The 21043-nt window shown below is 31.9% G+C and carries 13 protein-coding genes; 6 read left to right on the top strand and 7 right to left on the bottom strand.

What is annotated here, in order from left to right; all coding sequences use genetic code 11:
* Positions 1–182 precede the first annotated feature (182 nt).
* The 3 genes from CELLY_RS12120 to thrA form a co-directional block, all read right to left on the bottom strand.
* The gene (locus CELLY_RS12120; protein WP_038506336.1) at positions 183–2171 is read right to left on the bottom strand and encodes a DUF349 domain-containing protein; all 1989 of its coding nucleotides are present in this window, start codon (positions 2169–2171) and stop codon (positions 183–185) included.
* A gap of 158 nt (positions 2172–2329) precedes the next feature.
* A complete protein-coding gene (locus CELLY_RS12125; protein WP_013621969.1) occupies positions 2330–3256 on the bottom strand; it encodes a homoserine kinase in 927 nt (308 codons plus the stop codon).
* 2 nt (positions 3257–3258) lie between these two features.
* Positions 3259–5703, bottom strand: coding sequence for a bifunctional aspartate kinase/homoserine dehydrogenase I (gene thrA, locus CELLY_RS12130; RefSeq protein ID WP_013621970.1), 2445 nt, complete (start codon positions 5701–5703; stop codon positions 3259–3261).
* 269 nt (positions 5704–5972) lie between these two features.
* On the opposite strand from thrA, the gene CELLY_RS12135 reads away from it, so the two are divergent.
* Complete coding sequence (locus CELLY_RS12135; RefSeq protein WP_013621971.1) at positions 5973–7517, top strand: bifunctional ADP-dependent NAD(P)H-hydrate dehydratase/NAD(P)H-hydrate epimerase; 1545 nt, start codon at positions 5973–5975, stop codon at positions 7515–7517.
* A gap of 28 nt (positions 7518–7545) precedes the next feature.
* On the opposite strand, the gene CELLY_RS12140 is transcribed toward CELLY_RS12135, so the two are convergent.
* Both CELLY_RS12140 and CELLY_RS12145 read right to left on the bottom strand, forming a co-directional pair.
* Complete coding sequence (locus CELLY_RS12140; protein WP_034646815.1) at positions 7546–7968, bottom strand: hypothetical protein; 423 nt, start codon at positions 7966–7968, stop codon at positions 7546–7548.
* A 206-nt stretch (positions 7969–8174) separates the two neighbouring features.
* Positions 8175–10727 (bottom strand): ATP-dependent Clp protease ATP-binding subunit, encoded by a 2553-nt coding sequence (locus CELLY_RS12145; RefSeq protein WP_013621973.1) that lies wholly within the window; start codon positions 10725–10727, stop codon positions 8175–8177.
* 257 nt (positions 10728–10984) lie between these two features.
* Between CELLY_RS12145 and gyrA the strand changes: the two genes are divergently transcribed.
* Together gyrA and CELLY_RS12155 are read left to right on the top strand one after the other, a co-directional pair.
* A complete protein-coding gene (gene gyrA / locus CELLY_RS12150) occupies positions 10985–13540 on the top strand; it encodes a DNA gyrase subunit A (protein WP_013621974.1) in 2556 nt (851 codons plus the stop codon).
* A gap of 33 nt (positions 13541–13573) precedes the next feature.
* Positions 13574–14839: a tetratricopeptide repeat protein gene (locus CELLY_RS12155; RefSeq protein WP_013621975.1), complete on the top strand. Its 1266-nt coding sequence runs from the start codon at positions 13574–13576 to the stop codon at positions 14837–14839.
* Positions 14840–14920: 81 nt separating this feature from the next.
* Here CELLY_RS12155 and CELLY_RS12160 read toward each other — a convergent pair whose 3' ends face one another.
* Both CELLY_RS12160 and CELLY_RS12165 read right to left on the bottom strand, forming a co-directional pair.
* Positions 14921–15673 (bottom strand): C40 family peptidase, encoded by a 753-nt coding sequence (locus tag CELLY_RS12160; protein WP_013621976.1) that lies wholly within the window; start codon positions 15671–15673, stop codon positions 14921–14923.
* 23 nt (positions 15674–15696) lie between these two features.
* Entirely contained in the window at positions 15697–16872 is a 1176-nt protein-coding gene (locus CELLY_RS12165) for an acetyl-CoA C-acyltransferase (RefSeq protein ID WP_013621977.1), read from the bottom strand.
* A 131-nt stretch (positions 16873–17003) separates the two neighbouring features.
* Between CELLY_RS12165 and CELLY_RS12170 the strand changes: the two genes are divergently transcribed.
* Genes CELLY_RS12170 through accC form a run of 3 tightly spaced genes read left to right on the top strand, consistent with a single transcriptional unit; the run spans position 17004 to position 21042 of the window.
* Complete coding sequence (locus CELLY_RS12170; RefSeq protein ID WP_013621978.1) at positions 17004–19040, top strand: HD family phosphohydrolase; 2037 nt, start codon at positions 17004–17006, stop codon at positions 19038–19040.
* Positions 19041–19081: 41 nt separating this feature from the next.
* The gene (locus CELLY_RS12175; protein ID WP_013621979.1) at positions 19082–19561 is read left to right on the top strand and encodes a biotin/lipoyl-containing protein; all 480 of its coding nucleotides are present in this window, start codon (positions 19082–19084) and stop codon (positions 19559–19561) included.
* A 2-nt stretch (positions 19562–19563) separates the two neighbouring features.
* The gene (gene accC / locus CELLY_RS12180; protein ID WP_013621980.1) at positions 19564–21042 is read left to right on the top strand and encodes an acetyl-CoA carboxylase biotin carboxylase subunit; all 1479 of its coding nucleotides are present in this window, start codon (positions 19564–19566) and stop codon (positions 21040–21042) included.
* Position 21043 lies beyond the last annotated feature (1 nt).

Below are 21043 nucleotides of genomic sequence, written 5' to 3' on the forward strand. Positions count from 1 at the left end.
TAACGATAAGGGCTTTTTTTGCTTTAAACTTAAAATTAAGCTATTTAAAAACATTTAAAAACTAATGACTAATACATACAAAAAAAGCCCTAGAAAATATTTCATAGGGCTTTTAGTGTTTTATGTGGGTAGAGTATTAAATGTAAAAAAAAGGGGAACATTAAATGCTTTCCTTTTTTTATTTATTCTTCCTCATTAGAAGTATTTTCATCTTCTTTATTAATGCTATTTTCTAATATATTAAGCTTTTTTAGTTTTGCTTTCCAAGTATTTAAAGATTCTTTTTGATTGTTAATATTCTTTAAAACATTTTTAACTAAAGGGTTATCTTCAGATGCATTAGAGAAGAATTGTAAGTTATTTTCTAATTGACGAATTTCGTTTTTACTTTCATCAATTTTTCTTCTAATAAACAATCTTTCTTTGTAAATAGCATTTTCATTATCACTAGCAGATAGCTTTTGTATTTTATCGCCATACTTTAGTAATTCTGACTCTTGTTTACTAATATCTAATTTTCTAAAAATAGCATCTAGGATTGTATTGAATTTGTTATTAATGTTTTTCTTTTTAAATGGTACATGACCATATTTTTTCCATTCATTAATAAATCCTTTTATTTCAGCTAAATCTTTAGACCTGTCTCCAGATAATTGAAATTCTTTTAGTTTATTTAAGCAAGCTGTTTTATGTTCTAAATTTTCTAATTCTTCTTTACTCGATTGGTTTTTTAGAGCATGTAATCTATCAAAATAATGATTGCAAGCACTTTTAAATTCATTCCAAATTTTATCAGAATATTTTCTAGGAACGTGACCAATAGTTTTCCATTCGCCTTGTATACGTTTCATTTCCTTGGTAGCAATGTCCCAATCTTCACTATCTTTTGTTTTTAGTGCAATGTCTAATAGTGCTCTTTTTTTATCTAGATTGTCTTGTTGTTCCCTTTTTAGATTTTTGTAAAATGCATTTTTAGATTTGTTAAATGTTTTTACAGCATCTTTAAAGGTGGTCCAAGTTTGCTCATTATATTTTTGAGGGACTTTTCCTGCTTTAAAAAACTCTTCTCTTAAGGCTTCTATTTGTTTTATTTGTTTTTGAAGCTCTTTATGATTGCTAGAAGTATTTTCTGCAATTTCTTTTATTTGAGAAATTATTTTATGCTTCTTTTCTAAGTTTACTTCATAAACTTTATCTAATTCTTTATAATAGTCTTGCCTTCTTTGGTGCAATACTTTAGTTGCGTTACTAAATTCTTCCCATATCTGCTCTCTATGCTCTTTGCCAACAGGACCAATATCTTCTTTCCAGATTTTATGCAAAGTCTGTAGTTCTCTAAAAGCTTTATTTAAATCGGGTTCATTGGCTAGTGCATTGGCACGTACTATTAATTTTAATTTTTCTTCTAAATTATGTTTAAAATCTAAATCCCTTAGCTCTCTATTTAAGTGTAAGAAATCGTAAAAAATTTCGATGTGATGATGGTAAGTTCTCCATACATTATTGTATTCTGTTCTAGGTATAGGACCAGCATTACGCCAATTTTCTTGAAGATCTTTAAAGTTTTTGTATGTAGTATTAATGTCTTCTTCAACATTAACCAAACCTTTTAGTTCTTCAATTATTTGTATGCGTTTTTCTAAGTTACTCTGTAAATTTTGTTCTAAATTTTTGTAGTAAGCATCTCTTTTTTCTCTGTAATCTGAATACACTTCATTAAATTGTCTTTTAGTTACGGAGTTGTATCTAAAATCAATTTCATTACCTCCATTGGTGATAAATTCTTCCTTTTTATGTTCTAGAAATTCTTGAAACTTTAAATCAAATTCATACTTGATACCGTCAACATGCTTTTTAATAGCTTGTACTTTTTCATTTTTTACTAGACGCTGTAATTCGCCTACTAAATTTTCCATACTCATAGCATGGTAATCTAATAAAGGTATCTCATGTCTTTGATGATTGTCATTATCCTCTGCATCTTCGGCATTGGTTTCTTCAATTTCATCTAAGATTTCTTTATCACCTTGCTTGTCATTAGATGATATTTCTTCTGAATTATTACTTTCTATTTCAGTGCTTTTCTCTGAAACAGTTTTAGCATCAGTAGTTTCTGAATTTTCATCACCCCCTACATTGTTTTGTAGTTCTTCTTTGCTGTCTTCCAACATAATTATGTGTATTTGGATTTCTTTATAACGGTAATATACTAACAACCAAACAAACGGCAAAACTTAATATGTTTTTTTAGGAGTCTAATAATCAATATATAGTACCTTAATTTTATTTAGTAGACGAAATAATTTATGGTTTGTTACAGGTGTTGTTTTTATGATATGGTTTTTATTCCTTCAGTATTTACTGTAGATACGTGTATGTCATAAGGAATACCTACTTTATTATAAATATTTTGCATTGCCTGGGCTACTTTTTCTGCTGTTTCTTTGCCTTTGCTAAGGGCGTAAATAGAAGGCCCTGAACCCGAAATGCCACAGCCCAATGCGCCAGCATTTAACGACGCAGATTTAACATTATCAAAAGCAGGAATTAGTATAGAGCGTATTGGTTCTATAATATGATCTTCTAGTGACCTGCTAATTAAGTCATAATCTTCTGTGTATAAACCAGCTATTAATCCACCAACATTACCCCATTGTTTTATTCCGTCCGCTAAAGAAATTGTTGTTTTTAATATTTTTCTAGAGTCAGATGTTTTTATCTCTATTTGTGGATGTATTACAGTAGCGTATAATTTTTTAGGAGTATTTATTTTTATAATATCTAAGGGACTATAACTGCGAACTAGGGTAAAGCCACCATATATAGCTGGTGCAACATTATCTGCATGTTGCACGCCACTAGCAAGTTCTTCTCCTTTCATTGCAAATTGTACAAGTTCTAAATTGCTAAAAGGTTCTCCTAATAATTTATTCATAGCGCAAACAGCACCAGTAGAACTAGCAGCACTACTGCCTATACCGCTTCCGGCTTTTATTTTCTTATATATTTCTATTTCAAAACCTCCTTCATAATCAGATGCAGATAGTAACGCCAATCCGGCTACGCCAGCTACATTTTTATGTGTTTGTAAAGGTAAATTTTGACCTTCAATTTTTGTAATAGTAATTCCTTTTTTGCTGGTTTTTTTAACAACCATTTCATCTCCAACATTGTCTAATGCAACACCTAGTACATCAAAACCACATGAAATGTTTGCGATGGTAGCCGGACAAAATACTTTAATTTCGTTTTTCATACTTAAAAGTTTCCTATTCTTATTATGTCTGCAAAAATACCAGAGGCAGTTACGTCTGCGCCAGCACCTGCACCTTTTATAATTAATGGTTGGTTAGGGTATCTTTCTGTAAAAAATAATACAATATTGTCACTTCCTTCAAGGTTGTAAAAATCATGTCCTTTAGGGATATGTTGTAGACCAACGCTTGCTTTTCCGTCTTCAAATTGCGCTACATATTTTAGTTTAGCATCTTTATTTGCTGCTTCTGTATACATTTCTTGAAAAGAAGGTTCGAATTTTATTAGTGAAGCAAAAAAGTCATTATTATTTGTTGTTTGTAAACTTTCTTCAGGTAAAAATGATTTGTTTGTGATTTCATCTATATCTAGTTTGTAACCACTTTCTCTAGCTAAAATTAAAATTTTACGAGCTACATCTATTCCGCTTAAATCTATTTTAGGGTCTGGTTCTGTATAGCCTTCTTCTTGCGCTTGTTTAACAATGTCATGAAATGTGGTTTTATTGCTAAAGTTATTAAATACAAAGTTTAAGCTACCAGAAAGTACGGCTTGTATTTTTAAAATTTTATCTCCTGAAGCTATTAGGTGCTTTAAGGTGTCTATTATAGGTAAACCTGCGCCTACATTGGTTTCAAATAAAAATGGAGCATTGTATTTTTGAGCTAAATATTTTAGTCTACTGTAATTTGTGTATACAGATGAACACGCAATTTTGTTGCAAGTAACAACAGAAATACTGTTGCTTAAATAATCTGCATATGTATTAGAAACTACCTCGCTAGCTGTATTGTCTACAAAAATACTATTTCTGTAATTTAAGCTATTTACTTTGCTAAAGAATTGTTCTTTATTTGCTTTTTCTCCTTTAGAAAGTAATGATTCCCAGTTTTTAAGAGATATTCCGTCTTCATCAAAAAACATTGTTCTAGAGTTTGATATTCCAATTACTCTAACATTAAGTTTAAGGTTTTCTTTTAAATACTTTTTTTGTTGTTTAATTTGGTGAAGTAATTTGGATCCAACATTACCAACACCCATAATAAATAGGTTAAGTTGCTTAATGTTTTCTTCAAAGAATTTTTCATGAAGAGAGTTTAATGCTTTTTTTACATCAGCCTTGTCTATAACTGCAGATATATTGCGCTCTGATGAACCTTGTGCTATAACTCTAATATTTACATTGTTTTTACCAAGTGTACTAAACATTTTGCCACTTAAACCTTGGTGATTTTTCATAGAGTCTCCTACCAAGGCAATAATGGCTAAATCATTTTCTACTAAAACAGGTTTAATTTTTTTTAATGAAATTTCATACTCAAATTCATTATTAATGGCTTCTTCTGCAAGAGCCACATCATTTGCATCTATAGCAACACAAATAGAATGTTCTGATGATGCCTGAGTTATAAGTACAATGCTTATTTGAGCTAGAGAAAGTACTTCAAAAAAACGTTTAGAGATACCAGGAATACCTACCATTCCTGAACCCTCTAGAGAAATAAGACTTATGTTTTCTATATGGCTAATACCACGTACTGTTTTGCCGTTTTTATCTAAATTTTTAGTGATTGTAGTGCCAATAGCATCTGGGTTAAAAGTATTTTTAATGGCAATAGGAATCCCTTTACTTAATACAGGTTGTATTGTAGGAGGATAAAGAACCTTTGCACCAAAATGAGATAGTTCCATAGCTTCCTGGTAAGAGATGTTTTCTATAGCTTTAGCTTGTTTAACTAGTTTAGGGTTAGCGGTATACATACCACTTACGTCTGTCCAGATTTCTAAACTTTTTGCATCTACTGCAGCAGCAATAATTGCTGCTGTATAGTCAGATCCACCACGCCCTAGTGTAGTAGAATCTCCTTTAATTGAAGAAGCTATAAAGCCACCAAGAACAGTAATTTGGTTGTTGTTATTGTTAAAGTAGTTTTGAATTAAACTGTTTGTTTCTTCAAAATTATAAATAGCAGCTTTACCGTAGTTTGTATTAGTTTTAAGTAGTTCTCTACTGTCTTTGTAGCTGGCGTTTAGGCCTTCCGCAATAAAGTATTCACTAATAATGTATGATGATAATAGCTCACCATAGCTTACAATTTTATCTGATAATTTAGGTGTTATTTCGCCAATAAAAAAAGCACCTTCTAAAAGTGTTTCTAAAATGTTTAATTCACTTTTAACCTTACTAAGTACTTTACTTTGGTTAGAAACTGGGATTAATTCTTTTATGGTAGAAATATGTCTTTCTTCAATTTTTAAAAATACATTTTTGTATTCTTTATTATGAGTAGAAGCTAATTCTGCAGCATTTAAAAGCAGGTCTGTTACGCCACCAAAGGCAGACACAACTACTGCAGTTTTATTTTTTGAGTTTTTAACTATATTTTTAACTAACTCTATGTTGTTGGCGTTGGCAACCGAAGTTCCGCCGAACTTTAATACTTTCATGGTAAAATAATTATAGATTTTTATAAGTTGTATTGATAAAACAATACATATAACGGACGTGTATTATATAGCAGATTACCCCAAAGGGGTAATTGTTGTGTTTGTGATAACACAAGTAAAAATTGTAGTAGAAAATGTAGTTACGTTGTCCAAAATGTTTGTTTAAGCTTTGCTTATTAACAAGTCAAATGTAGTACTTTTGTATTTTTAAACAAATGATTTCTAAAACTTTTACCAATTTAATAGTAAAAGCTTAATATTTTTATAGAATGAAGATTTTTACAGGAGAACAGATATACCAAGCTGATAAATTTACAATTGAAAAACAGCAAATTACAAGTGATGAGCTAATGGAGCGTGTAGCAGTACAATTGTTTAATTGGTTGCATTTACGTTTGCAAGGCGCACAACCAAAAATACATTTGTTTTGTGGTATAGGAAATAATGGAGGAGATGGTTTAGCTGTAGCGAGACATTTACAAGAGCATGGCTATAATATAGAAGTGTATATTGTAAATTATAATGAAAAACGTACTGATGAGTTCTTAACAAATTTGAAAAGGCTAAAGGATAGAAATGTTTGGCCTAATTTTTTGTCTAAAGAAACTGAGTTACCGACTATTAGTAGAGAAGATATTGTTGTAGATGCAATTTTTGGTATAGGACTAAATAGAACTCCAGATGATTGGGTGGCTAGTTTAATGACGCACATAAACAACTCTGAAGCTTTTGTGTTAGCTGTAGATGTCCCGTCTGGGTTGTTTTTAGATAAAGTTGTAGAAAATCCTAATGCTATAATACACGCTAACCATATACTTACATTTCAGTCTCCTAAGTTGGCGTTCTTTTTACCACAAACAGGTATTTATTGTAACCAATGGGAAATAATTGATATTGGAATAGATGTAGAATTTTTAACTGTTACAGAAACCACATATACTTTAATTAGTAAAAATGAAGTTTTACAGAGTTATATGCCCAGAGAAAAGTTTGCTCATAAAGGAACTTATGGTCATTCTTTAATAATAGGAGGAAGTTACGGTAAAATAGGGGCAACTATTTTAGCAGCTAAAGGAGCATTAAATTCTGGTAGTGGTTTAGTTTCTGCTTTTTTACCACAATGTGGATATATACCTATGCAGAGTGCTATGCCAGAGATTATGGTGCAAACAGATGTTAATGAAAATACTATAACAGATTTTCATTTTAATTTAGAACCTACCGTTATTGGTGTTGGACCTGGTTTAGGAAAAGCATCAGAAACAGTAGAAGCTTTTACAAAGTTTTTGCAAAATAATAAAATACCACTTGTAATAGATGCAGATGCGCTAAATATTATATCTGAAAATAAAGATTTGCTTAAGTTGATACCAGAAGATAGTGTGTTAACCCCACACCCTAAGGAGTTAGAACGTTTAATTGGTGTATGGGATAGTGATTTTGATAAACTAGAAAAAGCTAAACTATTTTCATTAGAATTAAAATGTGTTTTGGTTATAAAAGGGGCGCATACAATAGTTTTGTATAAGGGTAAAGGTTTTATTAATACATCTGGCAATCCGGGTATGGCAACTGCTGGCAGTGGAGATGTTCTTACAGGGGTAATTACTGGTTTAATAGCACAAGGATATCCAAAAGTATTGGCGGCAATTTTTGGCGTTTATTTACACGGTAGTGCAGGGGATTTAGCTGTAGAAAAATTAGGCTATCAATCTTTAACGGCTTCTTCTATTGCAAACACTATTGGAGGGGCATTTATAGAGTTGTTTAAAAGGCCTGAAGTTCCTCAGCAACAAGAACAACAGCAGGCATAAAATATAATCTATTAAAGTGGCGCTTAAACTATTCTTTAGTTTTTGCTGCCGCTGCTGTAGATAATTTTCTCTTCACCCAAGTTAATGCGTTAGAATATTCTATAAAAAACTTCATTGGTTTTTTGTAGAACATTTTTTCAATTTTAAAGTTATGCATATCAATTTCTTTAACAGAAACAATTGCAAATGCTTTTAGGTTTTCTAAACCTCTAACAAAATTATATACAGTTGGGTCTATTGCATAAGAATTTTTACGCAAACTAATGTATCCAAAATCTTTATCTCTAAAGTGTATTTCTGAAATTCCTATAATTTGAAAAGCTTTTTCTAACGTTATGGTAGTTCCTTCATCAAAAGATGCTACCATATAGTTGTCATATATGTATATTTTGCCAGACTCTAATTGATATTCTTTAACAATTACAGCCTTTTTGGTTTGCCCCATCTTCATATTCTGTATGTAATAAAATAGTGTTCAGAAGCTAAATTAATTTTATGTTAAGATAATTTGAAAAAAACTAGATAAAAGGTTAATATATCCTTTAACAGTTGCTAATATGCTCTGTTGGCTTATATTTTCTTACGTTTAATACAATTTGTATAAAAAAAGGAGTCAATAAAAATTGACTCCTTTGTACTTATTAACTTACGTTTTTTTTAAGCTTCAGATGCTTTTCCTTCTTTCTTAATTTTTATGGTAAGTTCGTTTTTTTCATCATTTAAATCCATAAAAATACTGTCACCTTCTTCTAGCTTAGAGTTTACTATTTCTTCAGCTAAAGCATCTTCAATATACTTTTGAATTGCTCTTTTTAAAGGTCTTGCTCCATATTGCTTATCAAATCCTTTGTCTGCAATATAGTCTTTAGCTTTTTCTGATAATGTTAAGTTGTAACCTATATCTTTAATTCTTGCATAAAGTTTGCTTAACTCAATGTCAATAATTTTATGGATATCTGCTCTTTCTAATGGGTTAAATACTATTACGTCATCAATTCTGTTTAAAAACTCAGGAGCAAATGCTTTTTTAAGTGCATTTTCAATAACACTTTTCTGGTGTTCATCTGCTTGTGCTTTTTTTGCAGAAGTTCCAAAACCAACACCTTGTCCAAAATCTTTTAATTGACGTGCACCAATATTAGATGTCATTATAATAATAGTGTTTCTAAAGTCTATTTTACGACCTAAACTATCTGTTAAAAAGCCATCATCTAATACCTGAAGCATCATATTAAACACATCTGGATGTGCTTTTTCTACCTCGTCTAATAAAACAACAGAATAAGGTTTTCTGCGTACTTTTTCAGTTAATTGTCCGCCTTCTTCATAACCAACGTATCCTGGAGGCGCACCAACTAATCTAGAGATTGCAAATTTCTCCATATACTCACTCATATCAATACGTATAAGTGCATCTTCAGAGTCAAATAATTCTTTAGCAAGTACTTTTGCTAATTGTGTTTTACCAACACCGGTTTGGCCTAAAAATATAAACGACCCAATTGGCTTGTTAGGATCTTTAAGTCCGGCTCTGTTACGTTGTATGGCTTTAGATACCTTTGCAACAGCATCATCTTGACCAATTACGTTGCCTTTAATTAAGCTTGGTAATTCTGCTAATTTATTAATTTCAGTTTGCGCAATTCTGTTTACAGGAATACCACTCATCATTGAAACTACATCTGCTACATTTTCTTCTGTAACTGTTTCTCTATGTAATTTGCTTTCTTCTTCCCATTTTTCTTGAGCAAGAGCTAAATCTTTTTCAATTCTTTTTTCATCATCTCTAAGCTTAGCAGCCTCTTCATAACGTTGTTTTTTAACAACGGTATTTTTTAGTTCTCTAACATCTTCTAGTTGTTTTTCTAACTCTAAAATTTGTTTAGGTACATCCATATTAACTATGTGTACTCTAGAGCCAGCTTCATCTAGCGCGTCAATAGCCTTGTCTGGTAAAAAACGATCTGTCATATAACGGTTCGTTAATTTTACACAAGCAACTAAAGCTTCATCTGTATAATTTACATTGTGGTGTTCCTCATACTTGCCCTTAATGTTTTGCAAAATTTCTATTGTTTCGTCTACAGAAGTAGGCTCTACAATTACTTTTTGAAAACGACGTTCTAAAGCACCATCTTTTTCTATATACTGTCTGTATTCATCTAATGTTGTGGCGCCAATACATTGTATTTCTCCACGGGCTAATGCAGGTTTAAACATATTAGAAGCATCTAAGCTTCCTGTAGCACCACCAGCACCAACAATAGTATGTATTTCGTCAATAAAAAGAATAATATCATCATTCTTTTCTAGCTCATTCATAACAGCTTTCATACGTTCTTCAAACTGTCCACGATATTTTGTGCCAGCAACTAAAGAGGCTAAATCTAGTGTAACAACGCGTTTGTTGTATAAAATTCTAGAAACCTTTTTGTTAATGATACGTAATGCTAAACCTTCTGCAATGGCGCTTTTACCCACACCAGGTTCACCAATTAAAAGTGGGTTATTTTTTTTACGACGAGATAATATTTGAGATACACGCTCTATTTCTTTTTCTCTACCAACAACAGGGTCTAATTTGTTTTCCTCTGCCATTTTGGTTAAGTCTCTACCAAAATTGTCTAAAACTGGTGTTTTAGATTTTTTGTTAGATTTTGGTCCAGCTGTAGCACCTCCACCAAAGTTTTCTTTTTCATCATTATCACTATCTGCATCACCAGGGAAAGACTCTGCTCTTGGAGAATCTATATAGTCTTCATCTTTAGTAATAATGGTTTTAAATTCACTTTTTACATTATCGTAATCTACTTTTAGTTTGTGTAAAAGCTTAGTAGTAGGGTCGTTTTCGTTTCTCAAAATACATAGTAATAAATGCGCTGTATTAATAGAAGAGCTTTGAAAAAGTTTAGCTTCTAAAAATGTTGTTTTTAATGCGCGTTCTGCTTGCCTTGTTAAGTGCAAGTTTTTTTTATCTTTTTGCAAATTGTCAGAGCTAGGATTTGCTGGGCTAAGTATTTCCACCTTGCGTCGCAAATGATCTAAATCTACCTCTAATGCATCTAATATATTAATTGCTTTTCCGTTTCCGTCTCGTAATAAGCCAAGCATTAAGTGCTCGGTACCAATAAAATCGTGTCCAAGTCTTAATGCCTCCTCCTTGCTGTACGCAATTACATCTTTTACTCTAGGTGAAAAATTGTCATCCATAAATTAATCCTTAATCAATTATAAAAGTAATAAATCTATTTTTATATAAGGCAAATACTGTTCCTATATTCGTTAAAGTTTGATTTTTTGTCGAAAAAAACAGCTTTGGCTGTCATAATTTAAATAATTATTAACCATTTGCCTATTAAAAAGTGTTAATAAATATTGTATTAAAGTAACTAAATATTGCTTTTCTCGTGATGATTTTATGTATATTGGCATCAATTTTTAATCAAATTAGTATATAAGATTTTAATATGGCAGAAGGGGAAAAAATTATTCCAATAAACATAGAAGACGAAATGAAATCTGCCTACATTGATTATTCAATGTCGGTTATTGTATCACGTGCCTTACCAGATGTAAGAGATGGTTTAAAGCCGGTACACAGAAGGGTTTTATACGGTATGCATGAGTTGGGTGTTCGTTCCAATAGCGCACATAAAAAATCTGCCCGTATTGTGGGTGAGGTTTTAGGTAAGTATCACCCTCACGGAGATACTTCTGTTTATGATTCTATGGTACGTATGGCTCAAGAGTGGAGTTTACGTTATATGCTTGTAGATGGCCAGGGTAACTTTGGTTCTATAGATGGTGATAGCCCTGCAGCAATGCGTTATACAGAAGCACGTATGCGTAAAATTGCCGATGACATGTTGGCAGATATAGAAAAAGACACTGTAGATCACCAATTAAACTTTGACGATTCTTTAAAAGAACCAACAGTTTTACCTGCAAGAATTCCTAACTTATTAGTAAACGGAGCCTCTGGTATTGCAGTTGGTATGGCAACAAATATGCCACCACACAATTTATCTGAAGTTGTAGATGGTACTGTTGCATACATAGATAATAAAGATATAGAAATAGATGAGTTAATAACACATATAAAGGCTCCAGATTTTCCAACAGGAGGTATTATATATGGTTATGACGGCGTTAGAGAAGCTTTTAAAACAGGTAGAGGTAGAGTTGTAATGCGTGCAAAAGCTACTTTTGAAGAAGTTCAGGGTAGAGAATCTATTGTGGTTACAGAGATACCTTACCAGGTTAATAAGGCTGATATGATTAAGAAAACAGCCGATCTTATTAACGATAAAAAAATTGAAGGGATTTCTACTATTAGAGATGAGTCTGATAGAAATGGTATGCGTATTGTATACATTTTAAAAAGAGATGCTATACCTAATATTGTATTAAATACATTATTTAAATATACAGCACTACAAACTTCCTTTAGTGTAAACAATATTGCCTTAGTAAACGGAAGACCACAGTTACTTAATGTTAAAGAAATGATTCACTATTTTGTGGAACACAGACATGAAGTAGTTGTACGTAGAACTAAGTTTGAACTTAAAAAGGCAGAAGATAGAGCTCACATATTAGAGGGTTTAATTATTGCATCTGATAATATAGATGAAGTAATTGCCATAATTAGAGGTTCTTCTAACGCAGATGAAGCAAGAGAGAACTTAATTAAAAGGTTTGAGCTGTCTGAAATACAAGCTAAAGCAATTGTAGAAATGCGTTTGCGCCAATTAACAGGTCTGGAACAAGACAAGTTAAGAGCAGAGTATGATGAGATTATAAAAACCATTGCAGACTTAAAAGATATTCTTGCTAATGAAGAACGCAGAATGCAAATTATTAAGGATGAACTTTTAGAAGTTAAAGAGAAATACGGAGACGAAAGAAGATCTGAAATTAATTTTGCAGGAGGTGATTTAAGTATTGAAGATATGATACCTGATGAGCAAGTGGTAATAACCATATCTCATGCAGGATATATTAAACGTACTCCTTTATCTGAATACAAAACACAAAATAGAGGTGGAGTTGGGCAAAAAGCATCATCAACAAGAAATGAAGACTTTTTAGAACACTTATTTGTAGGTACTAACCACCAATATATGTTGTTCTTTACACAAAAAGGTAAATGTTTCTGGATGCGTGTTTATGAAATACCAGAAGGTAGTAAAACATCTAAAGGTAGAGCAATACAAAATCTAATTAATATAGAGCAAGATGATAAAGTAATGGCATTTATATGTACTCAAGATCTTAAAGATGAAGAGTACGTTAACAGTCACTACGTTATTATGGCAACCAAAAAAGGTACTGTTAAAAAGACCTCTTTAGAGCAATACTCAAGACCTCGTTTAAATGGTATTAATGCCATAGGTATAAAAGAAGGAGATGAGTTGCTAGAAGCTAAACTAACAACAGGTACTAGTCAAATATTTTTAGGATTAAAATCTGGTAAAGCCATTAGGTTTGAAGAAAGTAAAACAAGACCAATGGGTAGAAATGCCTCTGGTGTTAGAGGTATTACATTAGCAGATGATAATGATGAAGTTGTGGGTATGGTATCTGTACACAACTTTGATGATGATATTTTAGTAGTTTCTGAAAAAGGATACGGTAAACGTTCTAGTTTAGAAGATTATAGAATTACTAATAGAGGCGGTAAAGGTGTTAAAACCATTAGCGTTACAGATAAAACAGGTGGTTTAGTAGCTATTAAAAATGTTACCGATTCTGATGATTTAATGATTATTAATAAATCTGGTATTGCAATACGTATGGGTGTAGAAGATTTACGTGTAATGGGTAGAGCAACACAGGGTGTTAGGTTAATAAACATTAAAGGAAAAGATTCTATTGCAGCAGTTGCAAAAGTTATGAAAGACGAAGATGCTGTAGATGAAGAAGGTTTAGAGGGAGAAGCTCCTGATACTGCAGAAGGTGATGCTTCTACAGAAGATGGCACGGCTCTTGATAATGATACAACGGAATCAACTGAAGAATAAATTTTTTACACTAATTATTTAATAGAAATTGAAATGAAAACTAAATTTTTAATATTAACAGCAGCAATGTCTTTTTCTGCAATGTCTTTTGCTCAAAAGAACGAAGTTAAAGCTGCTGATAAAGCATTAAAATCTGATAATGCAGCAGAAGCTAAAGCTGCTTTAGAAAAAGCAGAACCGTTATTAGGATCTGCAGACGCAAAAACAAAAGCGTTATACTACCTAGTTAAAGGTAAAACATACTCTAAATTAGCTAAATCTGGAGAAGAAGGTGCTTTTAAAAAATCTATAGCAGCTTTTAAAGATTTAATTGCTTACGAAGAAGAAGTAGGTAAAAAGAAATACACAGTAGAAGCTAAACAAGCAATGACTGGTATGACAGGAGATATTGTTAATGCAGCAATTAAAGATAACAACGAAAAAAAGTTTGATGCTGGTGCAGACAAATTATACCTAGCTTATAACTTAAGTAAAAAAGATACTGTTTACTTATTTTACGCCGCAAACAGTGCTGTAAATGCGCAGAATATGGAAAAAGCTCTTAAATATTACAATGAGCTAAAAGACATAAACTATGACGGTAGTGAAGTTAAGTACTCTGCAGTAAATATTGCAACAGGAGAAAGAGAAGAAATGGCTAAATCTCAAAGAGATTTAATGGTTAAGTCTAAGCAATACAAAGATCCTAAAGAGGAAAAGTCTCCATCTAGAAAAGCAGAGATAGTTAAAAATATTGCACTTATTTACACTCAATTAGGAGAAGATGAAAAAGCATTAGAAGCTTATAAAGATGCAAGAGCTAATAATCCTAGTGATGTAAACTTAATTTTAAACGAAGCTAACCTACAATATAAATTAGGTAACAAAGACAAGTTTAAAGAGTTAATGGCAGAAGCTACAAGAGTAGATCCTAACAATCCAGATTTATTTTACAACATTGGTGTAATAAATATGGAGCAAGAAAACATAGAGGAGGCAAGAGCTGCTTATGAAAAAGCAATTGAGCTTAACCCAGGTTATGTTAACGCACAATTAAACTTATCTACTACCTATGTTAACGAAGGTAACGGATTAATTGATGCTATGAATGCATTAGGTAGTTCTAGAGCAGATATAGCTAAGTATGATGAGTTAAAAGCTAAAAAAGATGGTTTGTTTAGAGAAGGAGCACAAATTTTAGAAGATGCTTTAAAACAAACTCCAGGTAACCAAGCGTTGTTATCACAGTTAAAAAACATTTACGGTGCATTAGGTGATACTGAAAACTTTATGCGTCTTAAAAAGTTATTAGGAGAATAATCTTTTTAATAACACAACATAAATAAAAAAGCCTTCAGAAATGAAGGCTTTTTTTATGCATTAAAGTAAACTAACTTTAGTTTAAATTATTTTTTTAATAACACGTAATTGGTGCGTATATTTTTTTAGTTCGGCATTAAAAATTCCTGTGTGGTCTATACGATCTATACGTACTTTACCGTGGCAGTGAATAATGTAGTTGTCTTGCATAATAATACCTACATGATCTATAATACCTTCTTTATTGTCAAAAAAGGCTAAGTCACCAGGTTCACTTTCTTCAATAAAACTTAAAGGTTCTCCTTGTGTAGATTGTTCTTGCGCTGTACGCAATAACTTGTATCCATTTATTTTATAAACCATTTGTGTTAAGCCAGAACTATCTGTGCCAAAAGGAGTTTTTCCTCCGGCTAAATAAGGACTATTTAAATACAATAATGCGGTATTTACAAGTTTACTTTTACTTTGTATGCCTTGTATATAATTACCCTCAAAAGAATGATTTAATATAGGTATGCCATTTAAAACAGAACCTACAATAACTGGCATTAAATCGTTTTCTGATGAAGATATAAATGCAACTAAGTCAGAGCTTAGTGCTATATCTGTAGTAGCGTCTAGGGCATCATAATCATCTTCATCAATAAAGCTAAATTGATTGTTACTAACCCAAGCCTCTACACCATCAAAAGCAATTCTTATTCTACTCCAAAATTTACGATGCTCCAGAACCTTAAAATGGTCGCCATATAAAAGCTGAGCAACCATTTCTGAATTTTCTTCTGGAGTAAACCTTACAGGAACTATACTAAGATTACAAATACCGTATTGCATACAAATTGTTCTATTCCGCTATATTACGCTTTTTCTAAAACAATTGCAGAGGCACCACCACCACCATTACAAATAGCAGCTGCTCCAATTTTTCCGTTATTTTGTTCTAAAACACTAAGTAAAGTAATTACAATTCTAGCTCCAGAGCATCCTAACGGATGTCCTAAAGATACAGCCCCACCATTAACATTTACGTTGGAGTCATTTAAACCTAATATTTTCATATTGGCTAGGCCAACAACAGAAAATGCTTCGTTAAATTCAAAATAATCTACGTCTCCTATTTCTATACCTGCTTTTCCTAAAGCTTTTGGTAACGCTTTAGATGGTGCTGTTGTAAACCATTCTGGTTCGTGTGCAGCATCTGCATAACTTTTTATTTTAGCTAAAGGTGTTAGGTTTAATTCTTTTGCTTTATCTGCACTCATAAGTACAAGAGCAGCAGCACCATCATTTATGGTAGATGCGTTAGCAGCAGTTACAGTACCTTCTTTTGTAAAAGCAGGTCTTAATGCTGGTATTTTTTCTAGTTTAACGTTTTTAAATTCTTCATCTTCAGAAACTACAACTGGCTCACCTCTTCTTTGTGGTACTTCTACAGGTACAACTTCATTATTAAATTTCCCTTGTTCCCAAGCAGCTGCAGATCTTTTGTAAGACTGTATTGCAAAATTGTCTTGGTCTTCTCTACTAAATTCATATTCTGTAGCACATGCATCTGCACAAACGCCCATAGCGTTTTGGTCATAAGCATCTACTAAACCATCTTTTTGTAAACCATCTACTAATGATGTTGGTCCAAATTTTTGTCCGTTTCTTAAATGTACGTAGTGTGGCACCATACTCATATTTTCCATACCACCCGCAACAACAATATCATTATCACCTAAAGCAATAGATTGCGCAGCTTGCATTATAGTTTTCATTCCAGAAGCACAAACTTTGTTTACTGTTGTGCAAGGAACTGTGTTTGGTATACCAGCGTATATAGCCGCTTGCCTTGCAGGAGCTTGCCCTACACCAGCTTGTACTACATTACCCATTAATACTTCTTGAACCTGAGATGGCTCTAGTTTTATTTTATCTAATGCGCCTTTTATAGCAATTGCACCTAATTTAGGGGCTGCAACACTAGATAATGATCCTAAAAAACTCCCTATTGGAGTTCTTGCCATAGAAACTATAACAACATCTTTCATAAATTCTAAATTTTAGTGTTGCAAAATTAATAAATTAATGCACATAGAGTAGGGTTCTTTTGCCAAAACCATTATTTAAGCGCATAATTTTCTATTTTTGGAAAAAGTTACTTTTAACTACAAAATCTATCTTGGAGAAAATTTATAAAAATCAATCGTTACTATACAAGTGCTTTCTATACGTAGGTACCATATTTTTAATTGTATTTTTCTTTCCTAAAGGGGGAAAGTTTAAGTATGAGTTTCAAAAAGGAAAGCCATGGCAGTATGAAAATTTGTATGCACCTTTTGATTTTTCAATACAAAAAGATGTAGTAGAAATAGAAAAAGAAAAACAAGTAGTTAAAAATAACCATTTAGATTACTATACTTATAACCAAGACATAGTAGCATCGGTTACCAAAAATTACAATGCTAATTTTAGCAAAGTATTTAATAGTTTAGACCTTAATTCAGAAGAAAAAAGATATTTAAAGTCTGTAGGAGAAGAGATAATAAATACACTTTATTTAAATGGTATTATAAAGAAAAATAAGGTTGCTGCTAAAACTCAAAAGTTTTTTTTATTACGTAATAATGAAGCAAAAGAACTAAGCTTTAAAGATGTTACAAGCATACAAAGTATAGATAAAGTAATAAACTCGGTTTTACGTAAAAAGCAACTAACAACATATAACTCACAATTTAAAAAGCTATTTTTTAACATAGTAAAACCCAATGTTTTTTATAACGATAATATTTCTAAAAAAACATTGAATGAGGAGTTAGCCAAAATTTCTGTTACTCGTGGTACTATTGATGAAGGCAAGCTAATTATAGTTAAAGGAGAAGTAGTAGAGGCAGATAATTATAAAATATTAAACTCTTTAAAACAAGAGTATGAGTCTGAGCTTTGGACCGATAATAATTATTACATAATTGTATCTGGTTACACAATTTTGGTGGCTCTTGTATTGCTAATGTTGCTTTTGTTTTTAAAAAAATATAGGGCTTCAGTATTTAAAAATAATACTAAGGTTACTTTTATCTTTTTTAATATTTTACTAATGGTTTTTGTAACCACAATGGTTATAAAGTATAATGAGGCATACGTTTATGTAGTACCATTATGTATTTTACCTTTAATATTAAAAACATTTTTTGATGCCCGTTTAGGACTTTTTGTGCATGTACTTACATTGTTAATTTTAGGGTTTGTTGTGCCTAATAGTTTTGAGTATATTTTTCTTCAGATAATGGCGGGTATAGTTACTATTTTAACGGTATCTCAATTGTATAAAAGAGCTAATTTATTTATATCTGTAGGTCAAATTACTTTAATATATATAATAGGTTATTTTGCTTTTCATATTATACATGAGGGTAATTTAAATAATATGTATGCAATTACGTTTGGTGTATTTTTATTAAACGGAATGATTACTCTTTTTGTACAACCGCTTATTTATATTTACGAAAAGATTTTTGGATTAGTGTCAGACGTATCATTGTTAGAATTGTCAGATACTAACTCTAAACTTTTAAAAGAACTGTCTAACAAGGCTCCAGGTACATTTCATCATTCTTTACAAGTAGCAAATTTGGCAGAAGCAGCAGCGCAGGAAATTGGTGCAAATGCTATGCTGGTAAGGGTAGGAGCATTGTATCATGATATTGGTAAAATGAATAATCCAACTTATTTTACAGAAAACCAAGTAACTAATGTAAATCCGCATAATGAGCATACGCCTATAGAGAGTGCTAAAATTATAATTAACCATGTTTTAGACGGAATAGAAATTGCACGTAAAAACAATTTGCCAGACCGTGTTATAGATTTTATTAGAGTGCACCACGGAACCTCTAAAGTGTATTACTTTTTTAAAAAACAGTCAGAGATTGATGAAGATGTAAACGAAGACGACTTTAAATATCCTGGGCCATTACCTTTTTCTAAGGAAACTGCAATTTTAATGATGGCAGATGCGGTAGAAGCAGCTTCAAAAAGTTTAAAAAATCCTACTTTTTTAATGATTGATGAGTTTGTAGATAAAATTATAGATGGACAAATGAGAGCCAATCAATTTTCTAATGCAAATATTACATTTAAAGAAATTGTAGAAATAAAAAAGGTGTTAAAATTAAAGTTAACCAATATTTATCATCTTAGAATTGAATATCCAGAATAAAAAATTCTAACTAAACACAAATATTTATAAACCATTATAGTATGAAAACATATGTTGTTTCAGTAAATGATGAAGAAATAACAGTAAATAGCAAAGAGGTTTCTAAGCTAAATATTGTTAAAGATTCAGATGAAGAATACCATATTTTAGAAGACAATAAAAAGTACAATGCTAAATTAATTAGCGCAAATTTTTTAGAAAAAACCTTAAAAGTTGAGGTTAATGGTAATAGTTATACAATTGCCATTGCAGATGAGTACGACCAGATGGTTAAAAAAATGGGCTTACTTGCTGTAAATACAAAAAAAGAGAAAAATATAAATGCTCCTATGCCAGGGCTTATTTTAGATATTTTGGTAACAGAAGGCCAAGAAGTTAAAGAAGGAGAGCAAGTTTTGGTTTTATCTGCTATGAAAATGGAAAATATTATTACGGCACCTAGTGATGGTGTGGTTAGTGTAGTAAATGTTGCTAAGGATGATGCTGTGGAAAAAGGACAATTATTAATAGAAATAGCATAAATATGAAAAAAATATTAGTTGCTAACAGAGGAGAAATTGCATTACGTGTTATGCGTTCTGCAAAAAAAATGGGAATTAAAACTGTAGCAGTTTTTTCTGAGGTAGATAGAGAAGCACCACACGTAAAATATGCAGATGAAGCTATTTGTTTAGGTGCAGCACCATCATCAGAGTCTTACTTGGTAATGGATAAAGTTATACAGGCGGCAAAAGATACTGCTGCAGATGGTATACACCCAGGTTACGGCTTTTTAAGTGAAAATGCAGAATTTGCAAAAAAAGTTACCAATGCAGGAATAACATTTATAGGTCCCAAACCCCACGCAATTGAAGTAATGGGTAATAAACTAGCAGCAAAAGAAGCTGTTAAAGATTATAATATACCTATGGTACCTGGTATTGAAGAAGCTATTACAGATGTAGACTTAGCAACTAAAATAGCTAAAGAAATAGGTTTCCCTATTTTAATTAAAGCAGCAGCTGGTGGTGGCGGAAAAGGAATGCGTGTTGTAGAAAATATAGAAGAACTAGCAGACCAAATGAAACGTGCAATTAGTGAGGCAGAATCTGCGTTTGGAGATGGTTCTGTTTTTATAGAAAAGTACGTAGCATCACCAAGGCATATAGAAATTCAGGTTTTAGCAGATAATCACGGTAATGTAGTGCACTTATTTGAACGCGAATGTAGCATACAACGTAGACATCAAAAAGTTGTAGAAGAAGCACCATCTGTTGTATTAACACCTGCCATTAGAGAGGCTATGGGAGATGCAGCAATTAAAGTAGCAAAAGCCTGTGACTATGTTGGTGTTGGTACAGTAGAATTTTTATTAGATGCTGATAAAAATTTCTATTTTTTAGAAATGAATACACGTTTGCAAGTAGAACACCCAGTTACAGAACTAATTACAGGTGTAGACTTGGTAGAGCAACAAATTAAAGTTGCTAGAAATGAAACGCTACAAATTACTCAAAACGATTTAAAAATTAAAGGTCACGCTGTAGAAGTTAGGGTGTATGCAGAAGATCCCTTGGATAACTTTATGCCTAGTATTGGTACGTTATCAACCTATAAAAGACCAAGAGGTAAAGGTATACGTTTAGATGATGGTTTTGAAGAAGGTATGGAAATACCAATTTATTACGATCCTATGTTATCTAAATTGATAACCTACGGAGATACCAGAGAAGAAGCAATACAATTAATGCTTTCTGCTATTGAAAATTATAAAATTGAAGGAGCATCTACAACCTTGTCTTTTGGTAAGTTTGTTTGTGAGCATCCTGCATTTTTATCTGGAGATTTTGATACACATTTTGTTAAAAATTACTATTCTGCAGATAAGTTAATAGCTGCTCGTTTACCAGAACATAAAGTGGCGGGCTTATTTGGCGTGCACTTGTTTAATGAGTACACTAAAGTAGTAAAAACGCCAGAACAAGAAACTTCCAATTGGAGAACTAACAGAAATACAAAGTAAA

The organism is Cellulophaga lytica DSM 7489, from assembly GCF_000190595.1.
Taxonomy (GTDB): Bacteria; Bacteroidota; Bacteroidia; order Flavobacteriales; family Flavobacteriaceae; genus Cellulophaga; species Cellulophaga lytica.